15 protein-coding genes are annotated in these 17,113 nt (G+C 40.1%); 10 read left to right on the plus strand and 5 right to left on the minus strand.

Annotated features, from left to right (window positions below; translation table 11 throughout):
• Positions 1-21 precede the first annotated feature (21 nt).
• Positions 22-441, minus strand: a complete 420-nt coding sequence (locus tag ACNSN3_RS11915; RefSeq protein ID WP_010387589.1) for a VOC family protein — start codon at positions 439-441, stop codon at positions 22-24.
• Positions 442-660: 219 nt separating this feature from the next.
• Here ACNSN3_RS11915 and ACNSN3_RS11920 point away from each other — a divergent pair, with 219 nt between their 5' ends.
• From ACNSN3_RS11920 to ACNSN3_RS11930, 3 genes are all read left to right on the plus strand, one after another.
• On the plus strand, positions 661-1,029 hold the full coding sequence (locus ACNSN3_RS11920) for a hypothetical protein (protein ID WP_418607482.1): 369 nt from the start codon (positions 661-663) through the stop codon (positions 1,027-1,029).
• Positions 1,026-1,409 carry a hypothetical protein gene (locus ACNSN3_RS11925; protein ID WP_075169786.1) on the plus strand — a complete coding sequence of 128 codons (384 nt, stop codon included), beginning with the start codon at positions 1,026-1,028 and terminating at the stop codon, positions 1,407-1,409. Before ACNSN3_RS11920 ends, ACNSN3_RS11925 begins: the two co-directional genes overlap by 4 nt.
• Before the next feature lie 144 nt (positions 1,410-1,553).
• A complete protein-coding gene (locus tag ACNSN3_RS11930; RefSeq protein WP_418607484.1) occupies positions 1,554-3,743 on the plus strand; it encodes a fasciclin domain-containing protein in 2,190 nt (729 codons plus the stop codon).
• 70 nt (positions 3,744-3,813) lie between these two features.
• On the opposite strand, the gene ACNSN3_RS11935 is transcribed toward ACNSN3_RS11930, so the two are convergent.
• Positions 3,814-4,638 carry a sterol desaturase family protein gene (locus ACNSN3_RS11935; RefSeq protein ID WP_418607486.1) on the minus strand — a complete coding sequence of 275 codons (825 nt, stop codon included), beginning with the start codon at positions 4,636-4,638 and terminating at the stop codon, positions 3,814-3,816.
• The gene (locus ACNSN3_RS11940; protein ID WP_418607488.1) at positions 4,635-5,078 is read right to left on the minus strand and encodes an SRPBCC family protein; all 444 of its coding nucleotides are present in this window, start codon (positions 5,076-5,078) and stop codon (positions 4,635-4,637) included. Before ACNSN3_RS11940 ends, ACNSN3_RS11935 begins: the two co-directional genes overlap by 4 nt.
• A gap of 96 nt (positions 5,079-5,174) precedes the next feature.
• Between ACNSN3_RS11940 and ACNSN3_RS11945 the strand changes: the two genes are divergently transcribed.
• Both ACNSN3_RS11945 and ACNSN3_RS11950 read left to right on the plus strand, forming a co-directional pair.
• A complete protein-coding gene (locus ACNSN3_RS11945) occupies positions 5,175-6,173 on the plus strand; it encodes an AraC family transcriptional regulator (protein ID WP_138570381.1) in 999 nt (332 codons plus the stop codon).
• A 94-nt stretch (positions 6,174-6,267) separates the two neighbouring features.
• The gene (locus ACNSN3_RS11950) at positions 6,268-7,029 is read left to right on the plus strand and encodes a substrate-binding periplasmic protein (protein ID WP_109874165.1); all 762 of its coding nucleotides are present in this window, start codon (positions 6,268-6,270) and stop codon (positions 7,027-7,029) included.
• Here ACNSN3_RS11950 and ACNSN3_RS11955 read toward each other — a convergent pair.
• Positions 7,026-7,436, minus strand: coding sequence for a nucleotide triphosphate diphosphatase NUDT15 (locus tag ACNSN3_RS11955; protein ID WP_010387575.1), 411 nt, complete (start codon positions 7,434-7,436; stop codon positions 7,026-7,028). The two genes, ACNSN3_RS11950 and ACNSN3_RS11955, sit on opposite strands and share 4 nt — an antisense overlap.
• Positions 7,437-7,625: 189 nt before the next feature.
• Between ACNSN3_RS11955 and ACNSN3_RS11960 the strand changes: the two genes are divergently transcribed.
• The 3 genes from ACNSN3_RS11960 (at position 7,626) to ACNSN3_RS11970 (ending at position 12,273) form a co-directional block, all read left to right on the plus strand.
• A complete protein-coding gene (locus ACNSN3_RS11960; RefSeq protein WP_418607489.1) occupies positions 7,626-9,515 on the plus strand; it encodes an AMP-binding protein in 1,890 nt (629 codons plus the stop codon).
• Positions 9,516-9,608: 93 nt separating this feature from the next.
• Positions 9,609-10,877 (plus strand): mechanosensitive ion channel family protein, encoded by a 1,269-nt coding sequence (locus tag ACNSN3_RS11965; protein WP_418607490.1) that lies wholly within the window; start codon positions 9,609-9,611, stop codon positions 10,875-10,877.
• A 208-nt stretch (positions 10,878-11,085) separates the two neighbouring features.
• Positions 11,086-12,273, plus strand: a complete 1,188-nt coding sequence (locus ACNSN3_RS11970; protein ID WP_418607492.1) for a diguanylate cyclase — start codon at positions 11,086-11,088, stop codon at positions 12,271-12,273.
• A gap of 65 nt (positions 12,274-12,338) precedes the next feature.
• Here the strand turns inward: ACNSN3_RS11970 and ACNSN3_RS11975 are convergent, their stop codons facing one another.
• Positions 12,339-12,866, minus strand: coding sequence for a hypothetical protein (locus ACNSN3_RS11975; protein WP_010387570.1), 528 nt, complete (start codon positions 12,864-12,866; stop codon positions 12,339-12,341).
• 282 nt (positions 12,867-13,148) lie between these two features.
• Between ACNSN3_RS11975 and ACNSN3_RS11980 the strand changes: the two genes are divergently transcribed.
• Positions 13,149-14,489, plus strand: a complete 1,341-nt coding sequence (locus ACNSN3_RS11980; RefSeq protein ID WP_010387567.1) for an L-cystine transporter — start codon at positions 13,149-13,151, stop codon at positions 14,487-14,489.
• A gap of 308 nt (positions 14,490-14,797) precedes the next feature.
• A complete protein-coding gene (katG, locus tag ACNSN3_RS11985) occupies positions 14,798-17,065 on the plus strand; it encodes a catalase/peroxidase HPI (protein ID WP_418607495.1) in 2,268 nt (755 codons plus the stop codon).
• Positions 17,066-17,113 lie beyond the last annotated feature (48 nt).

The raw sequence follows: 17,113 nt of genomic DNA on the forward strand, positions 1-17,113 counted from the left end.
TAGCTCTGCTATAGCCTTAGCTTAACCCTTTTTAAATAGAACCTCAGGATTAACCATAGTTTTCATTTCGAGCACGTTACCGTTAGGATCTTCAATAAAAAACGTTTCTTGTTCAAACTCATCACCAACAAAACGACGGTAAGGTTTATCTAAATATTCAAGACCGGCATCAGCAATACGTTGCTTTAATCCTTGAAACTCACTTTCTGATAAATGAATACCAAAGTGTGGAACAGCCACTGCACCCATATCAACATCATGACGTACCGTAGGTAAACGCTCAACACTTTGATGTAGAGTTAATTCGTTACCCCAAAAATCAATGTCTACCCATCGTCCCGCTTCACTATTGCCGGTTTTACAGCCGAGTACGTCACAGTAAAACGTTTTCGCTTTTTCAAGATCGCCAGCGGGGATAGCCAGATGTAAACAGTTAGACATAAATTACCTTAGGTTATAACTTTTAATATATGAAATATGCTGCATTATACATAATTTGCAATTTATAGAACATTAACAGTGTTATTTTTAGTCATTCATTGCATATCGCTAATTTTCAACAGTAATAATTCACCTTTTAGCTGTGGTTTATCGATTTTAGTCTTAAATATCAGTTTTTAACTATTAAAGCTAAAACTGATACATTATGATGTGCGCGCCATGACTAAATTCATACTTTTAAAATTCATCACCTTTTTTATCGGCTGCTTGTCGTGTTTTTTAATGCATACCACATTCGCATTGCCTATTGTTGTATCTGCCGGTTTAACGGGGCTTATCGGTTCATTTATTCCATTCCCTGAAGATTACAAAAACCATCCCTATTCAGCTATTTATGCAGGCAGTTTTGCCGGTATGTGCTCCACTAGTTTAATTAATGAATACTGGGAAATTGCGATTATTTCTGCCATTGGTGCTGTTTTATACACACTCACCATTAATGTATTTGCGGGGTTTGGCGGACGATTAGGTAGCATTGCATTTGCTAGCGTCGCCTTATTTGTTTTGGCCAAGGAGTTAGTAATATGATGCTTATTTATCCGCTACTTGCTTTGCTAGGGGCGTTTTTAACCTTTTACTTGGCTAAACATAATCGCTTTGATGGGATCCGAGCCTCTGCAGCTCTATCGATTATTGCCTATTTGATTTTTGCGCAGCTGAGCCTTAACGCTGAGCTATATAGCATCGTCTTTTTTGGCGGCACATTTATTGGAATGAGTGCTCCCCACCGTTTTGGTGTGTATACGCTTGCCAGTTCAGCAATTATATTTTCACTGTTTTTTGCCTATCTAGTGCCTATTCTTGATGGTTTTGGTGGCGCTTTGGGAATTAGTGCATTTCTATCTGTGTGTATTTGCCATGTATTTATTTTACTTGGCGCACCACGCAGTAAAAAAACTAAAATTTAAACGTTTTCTTGAATAAAAATTCAATAAAATCTTACACCTATTAAATTGTATAAAAATAACCCATGTTTTTTTGATCAACACTGTTAATAGCTTCGTAGTATTCACAAAGCTGTAACACTGTAACATTCGATTAAAGGAACAATTATGAATAAAGTATTTAAGCTCGGTGCTATCATACTTCCCTTGTTACTGATTCAAGGCTGTAGTAGTGATGACGATAACAACGCTCCAGTAACTGTAGACCCACAACCTGCCGTCTCAGTCTTTGACGCCGCACAGGACTCTGAAGAGTTCACCACTCTTGTTGCAGCACTAGAAGCAACCGGTCTAGATGAAACTCTCGATGATTTAACTACCAGCTATACTGTATTTGCCCCTACCGATGATGCATTCGCATTATTAGGCGAAGAGACCATTAATAGCTTATTAGCTGATACAGACACCCTAAGTTCTATTTTAACTTATCATGTGATCGCTGGCAGAGTAGACGCGCAAACAGCTATTGGCTTAGCGGGTAGCACTGTTGAGACTGTTAACGGGCAAAACATTGCTTTATCTTTAAATGGTGAGAATTTATTAGTAAATACCAGCACAGTAACAATGACCGACATTGTGACCGACAACGGAATCATTCATGTTATTGACGCGGTGCTCACGCCAAAAACAGTGCCAGAAACAGCACCAACTAATAATATTATTGAAACAGCTCAACAAGCTGGCAATTTTAGTACATTACTTGCAGCTCTTGATGCTGCATCCCTTACTTCAGCACTTGCCGATGAATCATCAGAATTTACCGTATTTGCCCCTACGGATGCTGCATTCGAGGCAATTGGTAGCAACTTTTTAAACACGTTACTGGCTAATCCCACCGTTTTAGCCGATATTTTGAAGCAGCATGTGCTTGTAGGATCAGTTGATTCTGTTACTGCAATGTCTCTTAACGGTCAATCAGCAGAAACGCTACTTGGCAATACCCTTCCAGTGGCGATAAACGCAGAAACAAACATGCTATCGTTTGGCGGAGCCAATATTGTAGTAAAAGATATTATGACCACTAATGGTGTCATTCATGTAATTGATTCGGTTATTATTTCTGATGTTACTTTACCTCAAAGTACTAACACAATTGCTGACATAGCGAGCGCTGATGGTAACTTTACGACTCTTCTCGCGGCTCTAACAGCAACAGGCTTAGATACACTAGTTGCCGACCCAGATAATACTTTTAGTGTATTTGCTCCTACAGACGCTGCATTTGCTGCACTCGGTCAGGATACAATTAATGCGCTACTGGCTGATACTGATACGCTTCGTGATATTTTGCTGTACCATGTTTTTCCTGACGCAACAGTTTTATCAGATGACGCAGTAAGTATTGCCAATAGTAACAGCAACAAGATAGAAATGGCCAATGGCGACATGGCAGCTATTTCTTATGTAGACAGCTCACTATTTATCAATGATTCGGCAATCACAGAGGCAAATGTAACCGCCAGTAACGGCGTGATTCATGTATTAAATAAAGTGATTATGCCACCGGCAGAAGTTGGGACTCCGACTAAAACAATTGCTACTGTGGCTACTGAAACACCCGCATTATCTACTTTGGTCACTGCACTACAAGCAGCATCACTAGTAGATACCTTTAACGATACCACTCAATCATTTACGGTATTTGCACCAACAAATGCTGCATTTAGCAAAATTCCTACGGCTGATTTAGAGGCTTTATTGGCTGACACGACAGCACTAACAGGTGTACTGACTCAACATGTTTTAGGCGCTCAAGTGGGCAGTACTGATGCATTTGCAGCCAATGGTAAAACGGTGACCACCCTTGCTGATAACATGCTAAGCATAAACATCGTAGACTTTACCAGCACAGAAAACACAGCAACAGACAGCATTGCTTACGATTCAACTAATAATCGTTTAGTAACGGGTATGGCCGACGCCATGCCAGGCAAAACAGTTTATGTATTTGATAATGATTTAGGCGAGGCAATGAGTACGTGTGAAGCAGCTTGTGCAACAACGTGGCCACCGGTTCTTGGTACTGCAGCATCAATTGAAAATGTGCCAGGTTTATCGTTAATTGCTCGCTCAGATGACAGCATGCAAGTCGCTTATCTTGGTCGTCCTTTATATACCTTCTCAGGTGATACGGCAGCAGGTCAGAATAATGGCCAAGCTGTGAACGATATTTGGTGGCAAGTAAGCTTACCGGCTACATCATTACAAGTAGCGGGTAGCAATGTAACAACTACTGATATTTATACAAGTAATGGGGTTGTTCACTTGATAGATACAGTGATCACAACGGCCAAATAAATTAAATTTTACTGTGAGATAAGCTAGGAGTGATGCTATTTACTCCTGGCTTTTTTATTCAAAAATAGGCTTACTTATTACTACTTTGAGAGCTTGTTGGATAACCAAATACAACTTTTAATTTAGCTTTTAACCCGTTTGCCCTGTAGGTACTTTTAACGAGATGCTGCCACTGATGAAAAGTAATTTTGATTGGGTTATTACTGTGTAGTTGGCCAATAATTCCGTATTTACAAGGCTTGTTTTCATCCTCTTCTACATATGTGCCAAATAACTTATCCCAAACAATTAGTACCCCTGCAAAGTTTTTATCTAAGTAGCCATTGTTAATAGCGTGATGAACCCGATGATGTGATGGAGTATTAAATACGCTTTCAAACCAACCCAGCTTTTTTACCACTTGGGTGTGAACAAAAAATTGATATGCCAAATTAAGGGCAACCACAGCAAAAACAATCACAGGCTCAAAACCAAGTAATATCATAGGCATCCAAAACAGCCACATACCTGCAAGTGGATACATTAAACTTTGTCTAAACGCAGTAGTAAAATTCATTTTTGTAGAGCTATGATGTACGACATGAGCGGCCCATAACCAATGTATATGGTGTGATGCACGATGAAACCAATAATATAAAAAGTCTTGCAATACAAAGGCACCTAATACAGTTAGTACTGTCAATTCAATATCAAATAACCGAAACTGATACAGCCAGTAAAAAAACGGCATTAGTACAATTAACGCAATAGCATCAGCACCTTGGTGTAATAAAGCCAGTAACGCATTGGCAAAGCTGTCTTTTATATCGTAGTAACGCCTAAATTTAATAAACTCAATAGCAACAAACAGTAAAAAAATAGGGCTCAGTGCAAGTAAAATAATTTCAATGCTCATACAACACGCTCCTGAAAGTAACGGGATATTTTTTTAAGTGCTTGACTAATATCTTTTTTTATAAAAAAAGCCAGTATAAAATCGGGTAGCCATAAAGGTGCAACGCAGCGAATATGGTAATTAACCTCAGTGAGCGATGGTTCTTTGTTATTAGCATTTAAGTAAATATCACCACGATGCTGTGCAACGGGCTTGCTGCCTATAATACAGTAACTAATATGACTGTTATCTGCAGCTATTATTTGCTCTTTAAAGGTAGTGCCTTGCATTTTAATTTCTCTAATCGTGCCTTTCCCGCCAGTTATTTCACCCGGCTCTTGTGGTGTTAGTAGTGTAAAGTGGGCATTAAAAAACCGTCCTAAATCGGCATGTGCTAGTAATACGCTGCGTATTTGCTCAGGCGTTGCTGCCACAGTACGCTTAACCTTTATTTTTACCATGACCTTCACCCTATTATTTTTATAGATCACTAGCATATAAAAATATGCCGTGGCAAACTTGCGATTAGATGACTATTTTTTAGCTTTAGGCGACAAATGAAAACCTTAGCCGATCATTACTTTTGTAGCTGTTTGGATTATCTTGAAGCCAAGGGCTTAGATAGCCAAGTGGCTTTAAGCGCTATTGATTTTAACGAGTATACCAATAAACAGTCACAACAATTGGCGCCGCGTATCAGCTTAAAAAGCTACAATGCGTTGCTTGGCTATGCACAACAGGCGTTAAACGATCCCTTATTTGGCTTTGAATTAGGAAAACAAATACGCACCGCTGATTTTGGTGTATTGGGGTATTTAATTGAATCGAGTACTAATTTAGCCAGTGCTATTACTGCACTACTTAATTACGACAGCCTTGTGGCTAATATTGGTCGCGCCAAGTTTGAGCAACAAAAAACACGGTGTAAAGTAACTTGGGTAGCCGATCCACAATGTAGTTCACAGGCTGTTTTACGAAATATGACCGCATGGGTCAGTGTGGTACGCCAACTACTTAATCCTGAGCTTTCACCTAGCTGTGTGTATTTTTCAACACACTTTTCAAACACCGAACAACACAGATTAACTAATTGGTTTAATTGCCCAGTAAAAGCTGGAGCTAGCTTTAATCAAATCGAGTTTCCAAGTAATTACTTAACCCTGCCCTTTAAAACCGATAATAGCCAAATCAACGCAATGCTTAAGCAAATGTCAGAGCAACAGCTATCCCAGTTTAAAAGTCAGCAGTTATTATCAGAAAAAATTAATCATATTTTAATGTCAAAACACGACTTACAAGATTGCTCTTTACTTAGGACAGCTGCGGCCTTAAATATGACGCCACGCACAGTACAGCGCCATCTAAAAAAAGAAAAAACCACGTTTGCCGCGTTGCTTGAAGCAGAGCAAAAACGACGTTTATTAACTTATATTCCCCACTATTCATTAAATAAAATCGCATTTATGCTGGGATTTAACGATCAAAGCTCTTTTAATCGTGCTTTTAAGCGCTGGTATCATTGTTCACCTCGCCAATTTATAAAAAACAATAATTAAACATTCCCTTTACTTAAAAAACACACTTACCATATACCTTTTTACTAATTTTATTTACACTAGACTCATGATATTGCTTTAAAGACAATTATTTATGCTTTTGCGTATGATGTTAACTGTTTTTGTTTTGGTTTTTTATAGTGCGTTCTGCAACGCCACCCCTGTTACCTTTATCGCTGAAGATTTACCGCCTTATCATTTTAAAAACCCTCAAGGTGAAACACAGGGCGCGTTAGTTGATATCGCTAAAGCAGTATTAAAAGGCACCGCTTTAACCGCAAAGTTTGAAATAATGCCGATGGCGCGCATGTTTCAACAGCAACGAGCCAATCCTAATGCCATTATGCTGTCACTGCTAAAAACACCAAACAGGCATCATCAATTTAAGTGGTTGGGTAAAGTTTACTTTGCAGACGCATACCTAGTTAGCTTACGCAGCCATAAAGATGAAGTGATTCATTTAAACTTCGCTAAAGAATACAAAGTAGCTACGATCCGCGGCTACTCTGCGCAGGCCTATTTAGAAGCCAAAGGTTTTACTGAAAATGAAAACCTAGTATTAGTCAGTTATTACCAGCAACTCTGGAAAATGCTATATAAAGATCGCATCGACTTTGTTGTTACTAATACGCTCACACTTGAAAACGAATTAAAACGTACTGGGCTCGACCCTAATTTAATTTCAAAACGCATCCATTTAGATGAGTTACCCTCTTCTTTGCATTTTGCAGCCAGTAATCAGCTTGACTCACACACAGCAAAAATTATTAGCGATAGGTTAAATGCCATCAAGGAAAGTGGTGAATATCAGCAAATTTTAAATAAATGGCAACTTCCTATGCCAAAAAACCTTTAATACTCAGCGGGCAAGGTATTCTGTGCTAGATAATTTTTTAATGAGATAAACAAAGGTGCGGGCAAGTCATTAATATCGCACCAACGCCACTGTAAACATTTGTGAGGCTCTTTATTTATAACCTCTCCACCTTCATAGTCTGCTTGCACATATAAGGTAATATAATGTTTGTTCTCTGCGCTAAAAATATCGTTGGTAAAATCGAGTTTACGAATATTAGTGACATTGAGCCCTGTCTCTTCTACTACTTCACGCACAGCGCATTGCTCAACCGTTTCGCCAAATTCTAAATGCCCTCCAGGGGTTGCCCACGTATTTGCGCCATGTGCGCCTATCCGTTCACCGAGTAAAATTTTATTATCATGCATTACTATTACTGCAACGCCTACTCTGACCATTTGATTCATTCTTATATCCATTTACTCTTCATTAATTACTGAAACATTTTACATTAGTTGGAACTTTTTAGTTCTATACAATCATTACGTTGGCCAAAAACTAAAAGCATCGCTTACTATTTAACCGACCATAGTCGAATATCACTGCTGATAAAAAGCGCTTAGTTTAGTTAGATTAAATTTGACTCAGGAGCCTTTATGTCAGGTGAATATAAACAACATTACAACGAATTTAAACAAGACCCGGCAGCGTTTTGGTTATCGCAAAGTAAACGCTTTCCTTGGTACAAGGCTCCAGAAACAGCATACACACAAGATCAAGAAGGACTGCACCATTGGTATGCAGACGGCCAACTTAACAGCTGTTTTTTAGCCGTAGATCAGCATGTCATCGCTGGGCATGGTAATGAAACAGCGTTAATTTATGACTCACCGGTTACCAATAGCAAACGCAGTTATAGCTATTTACAACTACAGCAAGAGGTCGCTAAATTTGCAGGGGTAATGCAGTCTTTAGGAGTGACTAAAGGCGACCGCGTAGTGATTTATATGCCCATGATCCCCGAAGCCGTAATTGGTATGTTAGCCTGTGCCCGAATTGGCGCTATTCATTCTGTTGTATTTGGCGGTTTTGCAGCGCATGAATTAGCGGTACGGATTGATGACGCCAAGCCCAAATTGGTGCTCAGTGCCTCCTGCGGTGTAGAAGTTAATACTGTAATTGAGTACAAAGAATTACTCGATAACGCGGTTGAAGCTGCTAGCTATAAAGTTGAACACTGTATTATTTATCAGCGTGAGCAAGCCACCGCACCGCTTATGCCCGAACGTGATATTGACTGGGCTGTTGCAATGCAAACAGCCACACCGGTTGATCCCGTTGCGGTCAGTGGCGATCATCCACTTTATATTTTATACACCTCTGGCACAACAGGGACACCTAAAGGTGTCGTGCGTGAAAATGGCGGCCATGCGGTTGCTATGCATTACAGTATGGAAACCGTATACGGCATGAAACCCGGTGACGTATTTTGGGCCGCCTCTGATATTGGCTGGGTAGTGGGTCATTCGTATATTGTGTATGCGCCACTTATGTATCGATGCGCAACTATTTTATTTGAAGGAAAACCGGTTAGAACCCCCGATGCCAGTGCTTTTTGGCGCGTAGTAGAAGAATACAAAGTGAATGCCCTATTTAGTGCCCCCACTGCGTTTCGCGCGATTAAAAAAGAGGACCCCAATGCCGATGGCTTTAAACAATACGATACTTCTAGTCTCAAACGATTATTTTTAGCCGGAGAGCGTTTAGACCCACCTACCTACGATTGGCTCAAAGAAAAAACAGGTTTACCGGTGCTTGATCATTGGTGGCAAACAGAAACGGGCTGGGCAATTGCGTGTAACCCTGTTGGCATTGAACACCTGCCAACAAAAGCAGGAAGCTCAACAGTTGCAACACCTGGATTTGATGTACGAATTTTAGATATGAATGGGGATGAATGTGCTCCGAATGAACAAGGCGCGGTTGTTATAAAGCGACCTTTACCACCGGGATGCTTACCGACAATTTGGCAAAATACGGCTCGTTTTAAGGCAGGTTATTTGGCTGAATATGAGGGCTACTATTTATCTGGTGATGGCGGTTATATTGATGACGATGGCTACCTCTTTATTATGGGTCGCACCGATGATGTGATTAATGTTGCAGGGCATCGTTTATCCACCGGTGAAATGGAAGAAATTGTTGCCGCGCACCCAGCTGTGGCTGAGTGTGCAGTATTTGGCATTAGTGATGCGTTAAAAGGGCAAAACCCAATGGCGATGGTGGTGCTAAAAAATGATTTTCATGGCTCACATAAAGAGGTAGAACAGCAATTGGTGCAAACCGTGCGTAATCAAATTGGTGCTATTGCGTGCCTTAAAAATATTATGTGTGTAGAGCGATTACCAAAAACCCGTTCTGGCAAAATTTTACGTAAAAACCTGCGGCAGTTAATTGATGGTGAAGAACTGCAAATTCCATCAACCATAGATGATCCAAGTATTTTTGAAGAACTCAGCCAGCAACTCGAGCATGGTAAACTGTAACTACATAATGTAAAAAGTCTTAAATAGACTTTTTACATTGCAGCTGCTTAACTAATAATCAGTAATTAATAATAGCGTCCTTATGGAGTATTAATGACAGGAACACGCGCACAGCTGCGAGATTTTTTACTGCAATGGTTTGGCGATTATTTTCCGGGAAGCCCATTTTTATGGTACGACCTGATTGTATTGGCTTGGATTGCGATATTTGCATTAATATTACACCTCATTTTAAGGCTGGTTTCTCAGCGTTTAGTTAAAAACCGCTTTAGCGAACAAGCTGCGCAACCCGATAGCAAAAGTCCTTTATATTCAGCAAAAAAGCTCGCTCGTAATATCTCATTTGTTTTACAAGGAGCGGTCGTTGTTATTCAGGCGCAACTGTGGGTACCCGAAGGCACCACTTTTTTGTATTTGATTCAAATGATCACCGATCAATGGATCATTTTATTTGCCTTACTTTCGCTATTTTCTTTACTGGATATATTTCAAGCAATTTCCGATAAGCGCCCCTTGAGCGCTCACTTTCCGCTGCGCGGTTTTTTGCAAACAATTAAGCTTATTGCCAGTGTATTAACTGCCATTTTAGCCGTTTCATTGTTAATGAATAAATCACCGTTAATTTTACTAAGCGGTTTAGGCGCTCTGTCTGCGGTATTATTACTGGTATTTAAAGACGCTATTTTAGGCCTAGTAGCGGGTATTCAGCTCTCTGCCAATAATATGCTAGCGGTAGGTGATTGGTTAGAAATGCCAAAATACGGTGCCGACGGTGATGTTATTGATATTGCGTTAACCACGGTAAAGGTAAGAAATTGGGATAAAACCATTACCACTATTCCTACTTATGCCTTGATCTCCGACTCATTTAAAAATTGGCGCGGTATGTCAGACTCTGGCGGACGCCGAATAAAACGCAGCATTCACCTTGAAATGAGTAGTGTGCACTTTTTAGACGAAGCCGCAGTTGTTGCCCTTAAAAAAGCCGATTTACTAAGTGAGTACCTTGAAAGTACGCTATTGGTTATTGAGGAGCAAAACATCACTAAAAAAGTAGATATGAGCTGCACTTTAAATGGCCGCAGGCTAACTAATGTGGGTACATTTCGTCACTATTTGGTCGCGCTATTAAAACAGCACCCACATATTCATCAAGGTATGACCTTAATGGTAAGGCAATTAGCGCCAACAACCCAAGGTCTACCCATTGAGATTTATGCATTCACCAATACCACTAATTGGGGTGAATATGAAAATATTCAGTCAGATATATTTGATCATATATTAGCGGTTTTACCCGCCTTTTCGTTACGTGCCCATGAAGCACCAACAGGAAGCGATATTCGCCAACTAATTAAATAACCTGAACTCTGGGTAATAGGTTTAATTAACTTACTATATTTACATTTGCTAAAATGTCATACATTTGGCTAAAAAGTGTCGATAAAAGCCGCCAAAATTAGTTTTAAAGTATTGTTTTTAAATAATTAACAAGCATTAAAGTAGTAATATTTTTCAATATGAATACAATAAGCCTTTATTTTTTAGACATCGGTCTTTGGAGCATAGGTTGTTAAAATTAGCAGGAGTTAAATCAACTTCTTTGAGCCTTTTAGGTCTATGTGGCTTATTTTTATTATTAGTTCAGTTTCAAGCTCAATGGCAAAGTAAGCTCTCTCTTATTAATAATCTTGTTTATCCATTACTGGTTATTACTGCTGTATTTGCTACTCAGTTTAATCGAAGTCGAGTTGCATTACTTTGCGCATTTTGGGTGCTTTATTTATCTTCATTAGACTACGCTTTACCTTGGTCTGACTGGCTCAAAGCGCAACCTGACTGGACCTTATTATGCGCTACAAGTTTATTAATGCTATTAGCAGTTATAAAAGATAGAGCGCTCTTATCAATACACACAGTAACTCGCAGTTTACTCGTTATTGTCTGTGGCGGTGCTGCATTTGCTTGGTTAGCACTGAGCCAACACTTGCAAGAACTAACAATACAATCTTCTTTTTATACTCAGCGGCTTCCTTATTTACACATTGTTTTACCGCTTTCAATAATTGGCGGCTTGCTTATTTGGCAAAGCTTGAGAGCCCATAACCTGACTCAAACCGCCTTATTAATTACTTTTATTGTGTGGTGCCTTAATCAGCAACACATTATTGATTTTCCTTGGTCTGTAATAGCCGTGCTTATGGCTTCTTTGTATTTATTGGCAGTAAGTACAGACTCTTATTATTTAGCCTATAGAGACGATTTAACCAGCTTACCAACGCGGCGAGCACTTAATCAGCTTGCTTTATCATTAGGGCGAAAATACACCGTTGCTATGCTCGACATTGACCACTTTAAAAAATTCAACGATACCTATGGCCACGATATTGGCGACCAAGTGTTAAAGCTAGTGGCGGCTAAAATGGCTGGCATTAAAGGGGGTGGCAAGATTTACCGTTATGGTGGAGAAGAATTTACGGTGGTGTTCCCGCGTAAAACAGCCGAGCAGTCAATCCCTGAACTAGAAACACTGCGCGAAAATATTGCCACCTACGACATGGTGATCAGAAACCCAAAACGAACCGATAAGAAATCTCGTAAAGGTAAACAGCCAAGTGACAACAAAACGGTAAACGTGACGGTTTCTATAGGTGTAGCGCAAAGAGCGGCAAAACAAAGCTTTGATGAGGCATTAAAAAATGCCGATTTAGCCCTTTATAGAGCTAAAAAGAAAGGCAGAAATAACGTAAGCGAGTAGTACTTTTAACGTGGCACGCTAACTTAATAATGGCGTGCCCAAAAGCAGCTAATTTAACCTGTAGTTTATTGCTTTTCCAAAACCGCTTTTAAATTATTTAATGCTGATACAGAAAAACCACGGTCGTAAAAGTAAATAATTTTGCCACTCTCATCAAGCAGTATCACACGGCTGTTATTAGGATTTTCGTTGCCAGTAAATGCCTGAACTTTATCGCCATCTTCGTAAATTGTGATCACCCCACCCCACAACTCTTTTGGGATCCCCTTACGCATACCGCTATCAATTAAGGTACTAAACATACGAGGAAGCATACCCTGAATGGTTGGCAACTCATAGGCAGTCACATCAACTGCACTCATATCTAAACCAATAAGCCAACGATCAATATCAAACTGGCTATCTTGTTTATATCCAATTAATAACAACGTATTTGGGTTATTAAAATCATCAGGAATGGTGAATGACTGTTGCTCTAAGCTTTCTCCGCTAACGGTGGGAAATTGCTTACCCAGTAATGCTTGGTTTGGATATTGGGTTGAACACCCGCTAACCACTAAAACCATCACCAGCGCCATTATTGCCTTTAACATACCTTTACTCCCTATCTTTAAATAAAACTAAAGTGAACACGTTGACCAATTAATTCGTATCAGACTTACGCTTTAAACAAGGCTTACGATCTATAGTAAGTCCCATAATTTGAAGAAAATACAATCATATGGGCTGATTTTTTCAATAATGTGCTCATTCGTTATACTTTAATATTATTACTATATTCATTTTAATTCTATCCCATAGCGAAAGCGTATTTTGTTAACGTCTTACAAAGCGTTAAAGTGCCGCGCTAATTCACAGCTATAAAAGAGGGTACCATGTCGCTTGCTGTATTATTAATGTTGGCATTATTTGTCGGTTTGCTGTTCGCCATCTATCTTGTTTCGCAAAAAAGCAGCTCTTTATCTCGTACCGTTTTATTTGGTTTAGTGCTTGGTAGCGCCTTTGGTTTAGCCCTACAGTTTTTGTTTGCCCACTCCCCAGAAACCATTAAAGAAATACTCAGCTGGGTAAGCATAGTAGGTAAAGGCTATGTCGGGTTACTAAAAATGATCATTATGCCATTGGTATTGGTCTTTATGATTGCCGCTGTGGTTAAGCTTGAGAACCAAGGCTCACTGGGGAAAATATCCTTTATTAGTATCTCTGTTTTACTGTTTACCACCGCAATTGCAGCGCTAATTGGTATTGCTGTAACGTATGGATTTGACTTGAGTATTGAAGGGCTTGTTTCGGGTACTCGTGAAGCCGCAAGAATGGACACCCTACAAAGCAAAGCCGCGAATGTAGCCGACTTAAGTGTGCCGCAAATGCTACTGAGCTTTATCCCTGAAAACCCATTTGCGGATTTAAGTAATCAACGTTCAACCTCTATTATTGCCACGGTTATATTTGGTGTACTTGTTGGTATAGCTGCACGTAAAGTAATGCTTGAAAAAACAGAACTTGCTAGCCCAATTCGTAACGGTGTAAACGCCCTACAAGCTACTGTAATGAGCTTAGTTCGCATGGTAATTGCATTAACGCCTTATGGTGTTGCGGGCCTAATGGCAAGCGTTGTGGCAAACTCAAGCAGTAGCGATATTTTAAATTTACTCGCCTTTATTGTGGCTTCTTACGTGGCTATTTTACTAATGTTTGTTGTGCATGGTTTATTGCTTAGCTTAGTGGGCGTTAATCCAAAAAATTACTTTGAAAAAATTTGGCCTGTGCTTACCTTTGCTTTTAGCTCACGTAGCTCAGCGGCATCTATTCCTATGAATGTTGATGTGCAAATTAACCAGTTAAAAGTGCCACCTGCAATCGCTAATTTATCGGCTTCTTTTGGTGCCACTATAGGTCAAAACGGTTGTGCTGGTATTTACCCTGCTATGCTTGCGATGATGGTTGCGCCAAGTGTGGGGATTGACCCACTTACATTTGAGTTTATTTTACCGCTAATTGGTATTGTGGTTATTAGTTCGTTTGGTATTGCAGGTGTTGGCGGTGGTGCTACCTTCGCAGCGTTGGTTGTATTACCGACCATGGGACTACCTATAGAGGTAGTGGCTTTACTTATTTCTATTGAACCATTAATAGATATGGCGCGCACTGCACTCAACGTGTCGGGCTCCATGACCTCAGGTGTGATCACCAGTAAATTAATGAAAACTCAATAGCACTCACTTTAATCTAATAGCCCAGCCTACGCTGGGCTTTTTTATGTCTGCCCCTCTTTCAAAGCTCATTAGTGATTTGTTTATTTAATCATTTAACTTTAATGAATCACCTTTATAGATTGTATCAATCGCTTTATTTCACACACGGTTTTTAGCCTCCTTACTATACTATTCGCACTGCTTAGTGCATTCAGGCTCATTTAACAACAACTTGAATGAAGTTTTAGCCTACTGTTTTTAAATGAGTAGACCCTATTTTTTATACGCTTTGTATATAACGAAATTCGTTAACTTTAAGGAAGCTGACAATGAAAAACCGATCATTTACAAAAAAAGCGCTTGTTGGATTTATAAGTATGGCACTTATGTCTGGCTCTGCTTTTAGTCAAGAAAAACCACAAATGTCTAAGCCACAAGGTGCTGTAGGCATGGGTGAGGCAAAAATGGGTGCAACCAGAACCAACCAATTTTGGTGGCCAGATCAACTTAACCTATCTCCTCTTCGCGATCATGATCTACGTTCAAACCCTTACGGTAGTGACTTTAATTATGCAGAGGCATTTAACAGCCTAGATTTAGACACTGTAAAAAGTGATATCGACGCTCTGCTAACTCAATCTCAAGATTGGTGGCCGGCAGATTTTGGTAACTATGGTCCATTTTTTATTCGTATGACCTGGCACAGTGCAGGTACCTATCGTACGCTTGATGGCCGTGGTGGCGCTGGCGGTGGTCAACAACGTTTTGAACCGCTTAATAGCTGGCCAGATAACGTAAGCTTGGATAAAGCGCGCCGTTTACTTTGGCCAATTAAACAAAAATACGGTGAAGCCCTTTCATGGTCAGACTTAATCGTATTAGCCGGTAATGTTGCCTTAGAAAACATGGGATTTGAAACCTATGGTTTTGCTGGTGGTCGTACTGACGATTGGGAACCAGACATGGTTTACTGGGGTCCTGAAGTAGAAATGCTTGCCAGCGACCGTGAAGATGCCAGCGGCAAACTAGAACGCCCATTGGGTGCAACACACATGGGTTTAATTTATGTAAACCCAGAAGGGCCTAAAGGGGTTCCTGATCCTATTGGCTCAGCTAAAAATATTCGTGTTGCGTTTTCTCGCATGGCGATGAACGATGAAGAAACCCTAGCACTTATCGCCGGTGGTCACACCTTTGGTAAAATGCATGGTGCGCACAAACCTAAAGACTGTGTGGGTGCAGAGCCTGCTGCAGCAGGTATTGAAGAGCAAGGTTTAGGCTGGAAAAACAAATGTGGTAAAGGTCACTCTGAAGATACCGTATCTAGTGGTTTAGAAGGCGCATGGACACAAGCACCTACTCGCTGGTCATCATTATACTTAAGCAACCTACTTAACTTTGAGTGGAAACAAACTCGCAGTCCTGCTGGCGCTATTCAGTGGATCCCAACAGATGAATCATTACATAAGTCAGTACCTGATGCGCACGTTAAAGGGAAATTTAACCCACCGGTAATGACCACTGCCGATTTAGCATTAAAATTTGATCCTGAATATCGCAAAATTGCTGAACGCTTTTTAAATGACCCAAAAGAGTATCAACTTGCATTTGCTAAAGCATGGTACAAATTAACTCACCGAGATATGGGACCACCACGTAACTTTTTAGGTAAAGAAGTACCAAAAGAAGACTTAATTTGGCAAGACCCTATTTCAGCAAAGACTAAATCAAACATTGATGCTGGTGCAGTAAAAGAGCTTAAAACGGCTATTTTAGACTCAAACCTAAGTGTACCTGAGTTAGTACGTGTAGCATGGGCATCGGCTGCCAGTTACCGTGATTCAGATATGCGCGGCGGAGCCAATGGCGCACGTATTGCGCTAGCACCACAAAAAGATTGGGCAGTAAATAATCCAGCAGAAACCACAAAGGTACTTAAAGTATTAAAAGCGATTCAAGCTGACTTTAACGACAGCTTATTTAGCAAAAGCCATGTATCGCTTGCTGATTTAATTGTGCTTGGTGGTAATGCAGCGATTGAAAAAGCAGCCAAAGATGCAGGCTACTCAGTAGACGTGCCGTTTAATGCTGGCCGTGGCGATGCTACACAAGCACAAACTGACGTTAATGCATTTAGCTTATTAGAGTTGCCTGCCGATGGTTTTAGAAACTATTTTGATGCAGAGAAAAGCTATAAATCACCAACTGAAATGCTGATTGATAAAGCGGATCAGCTTGACCTAACAGTCCCTGAAATGACTGTATTAGTCGGTGGCTTACGCTCACTTGATGCAAACTATAAAGGCACTGACTACGGCGTATTTACCGACAAGCCAGGTACACTAAATAACGATTTCTTCGTTAACTTGTTAGATATGTCGACGGTATGGAAAAAATCGTCTGATGCTGGCATTTATCAAGGCTTTGATCGTCAATCAGGTGAGCAAAAGTACACCGCCACTTCGGTTGATCTGATTTTTGGTTCAAATTCAGAACTACGTGCAGTTGCTGAGGTGTATGCCTTTGATACATCAAAACAAAAGTTTGTAGAAGACTTTGTTAAAGCATGGACTAAAGTAATGAATTTAGACCGTTAATAACCATTAAGTAACACAACCACAGCGCTGCAATTAATTGCAGCGCTT

Origin of the sequence: Pseudoalteromonas sp. US3C1004 (assembly GCF_048401065.1) — a bacterium.
Classification (GTDB): Bacteria; Pseudomonadota; Gammaproteobacteria; order Enterobacterales; family Alteromonadaceae; genus Pseudoalteromonas; species Pseudoalteromonas undina.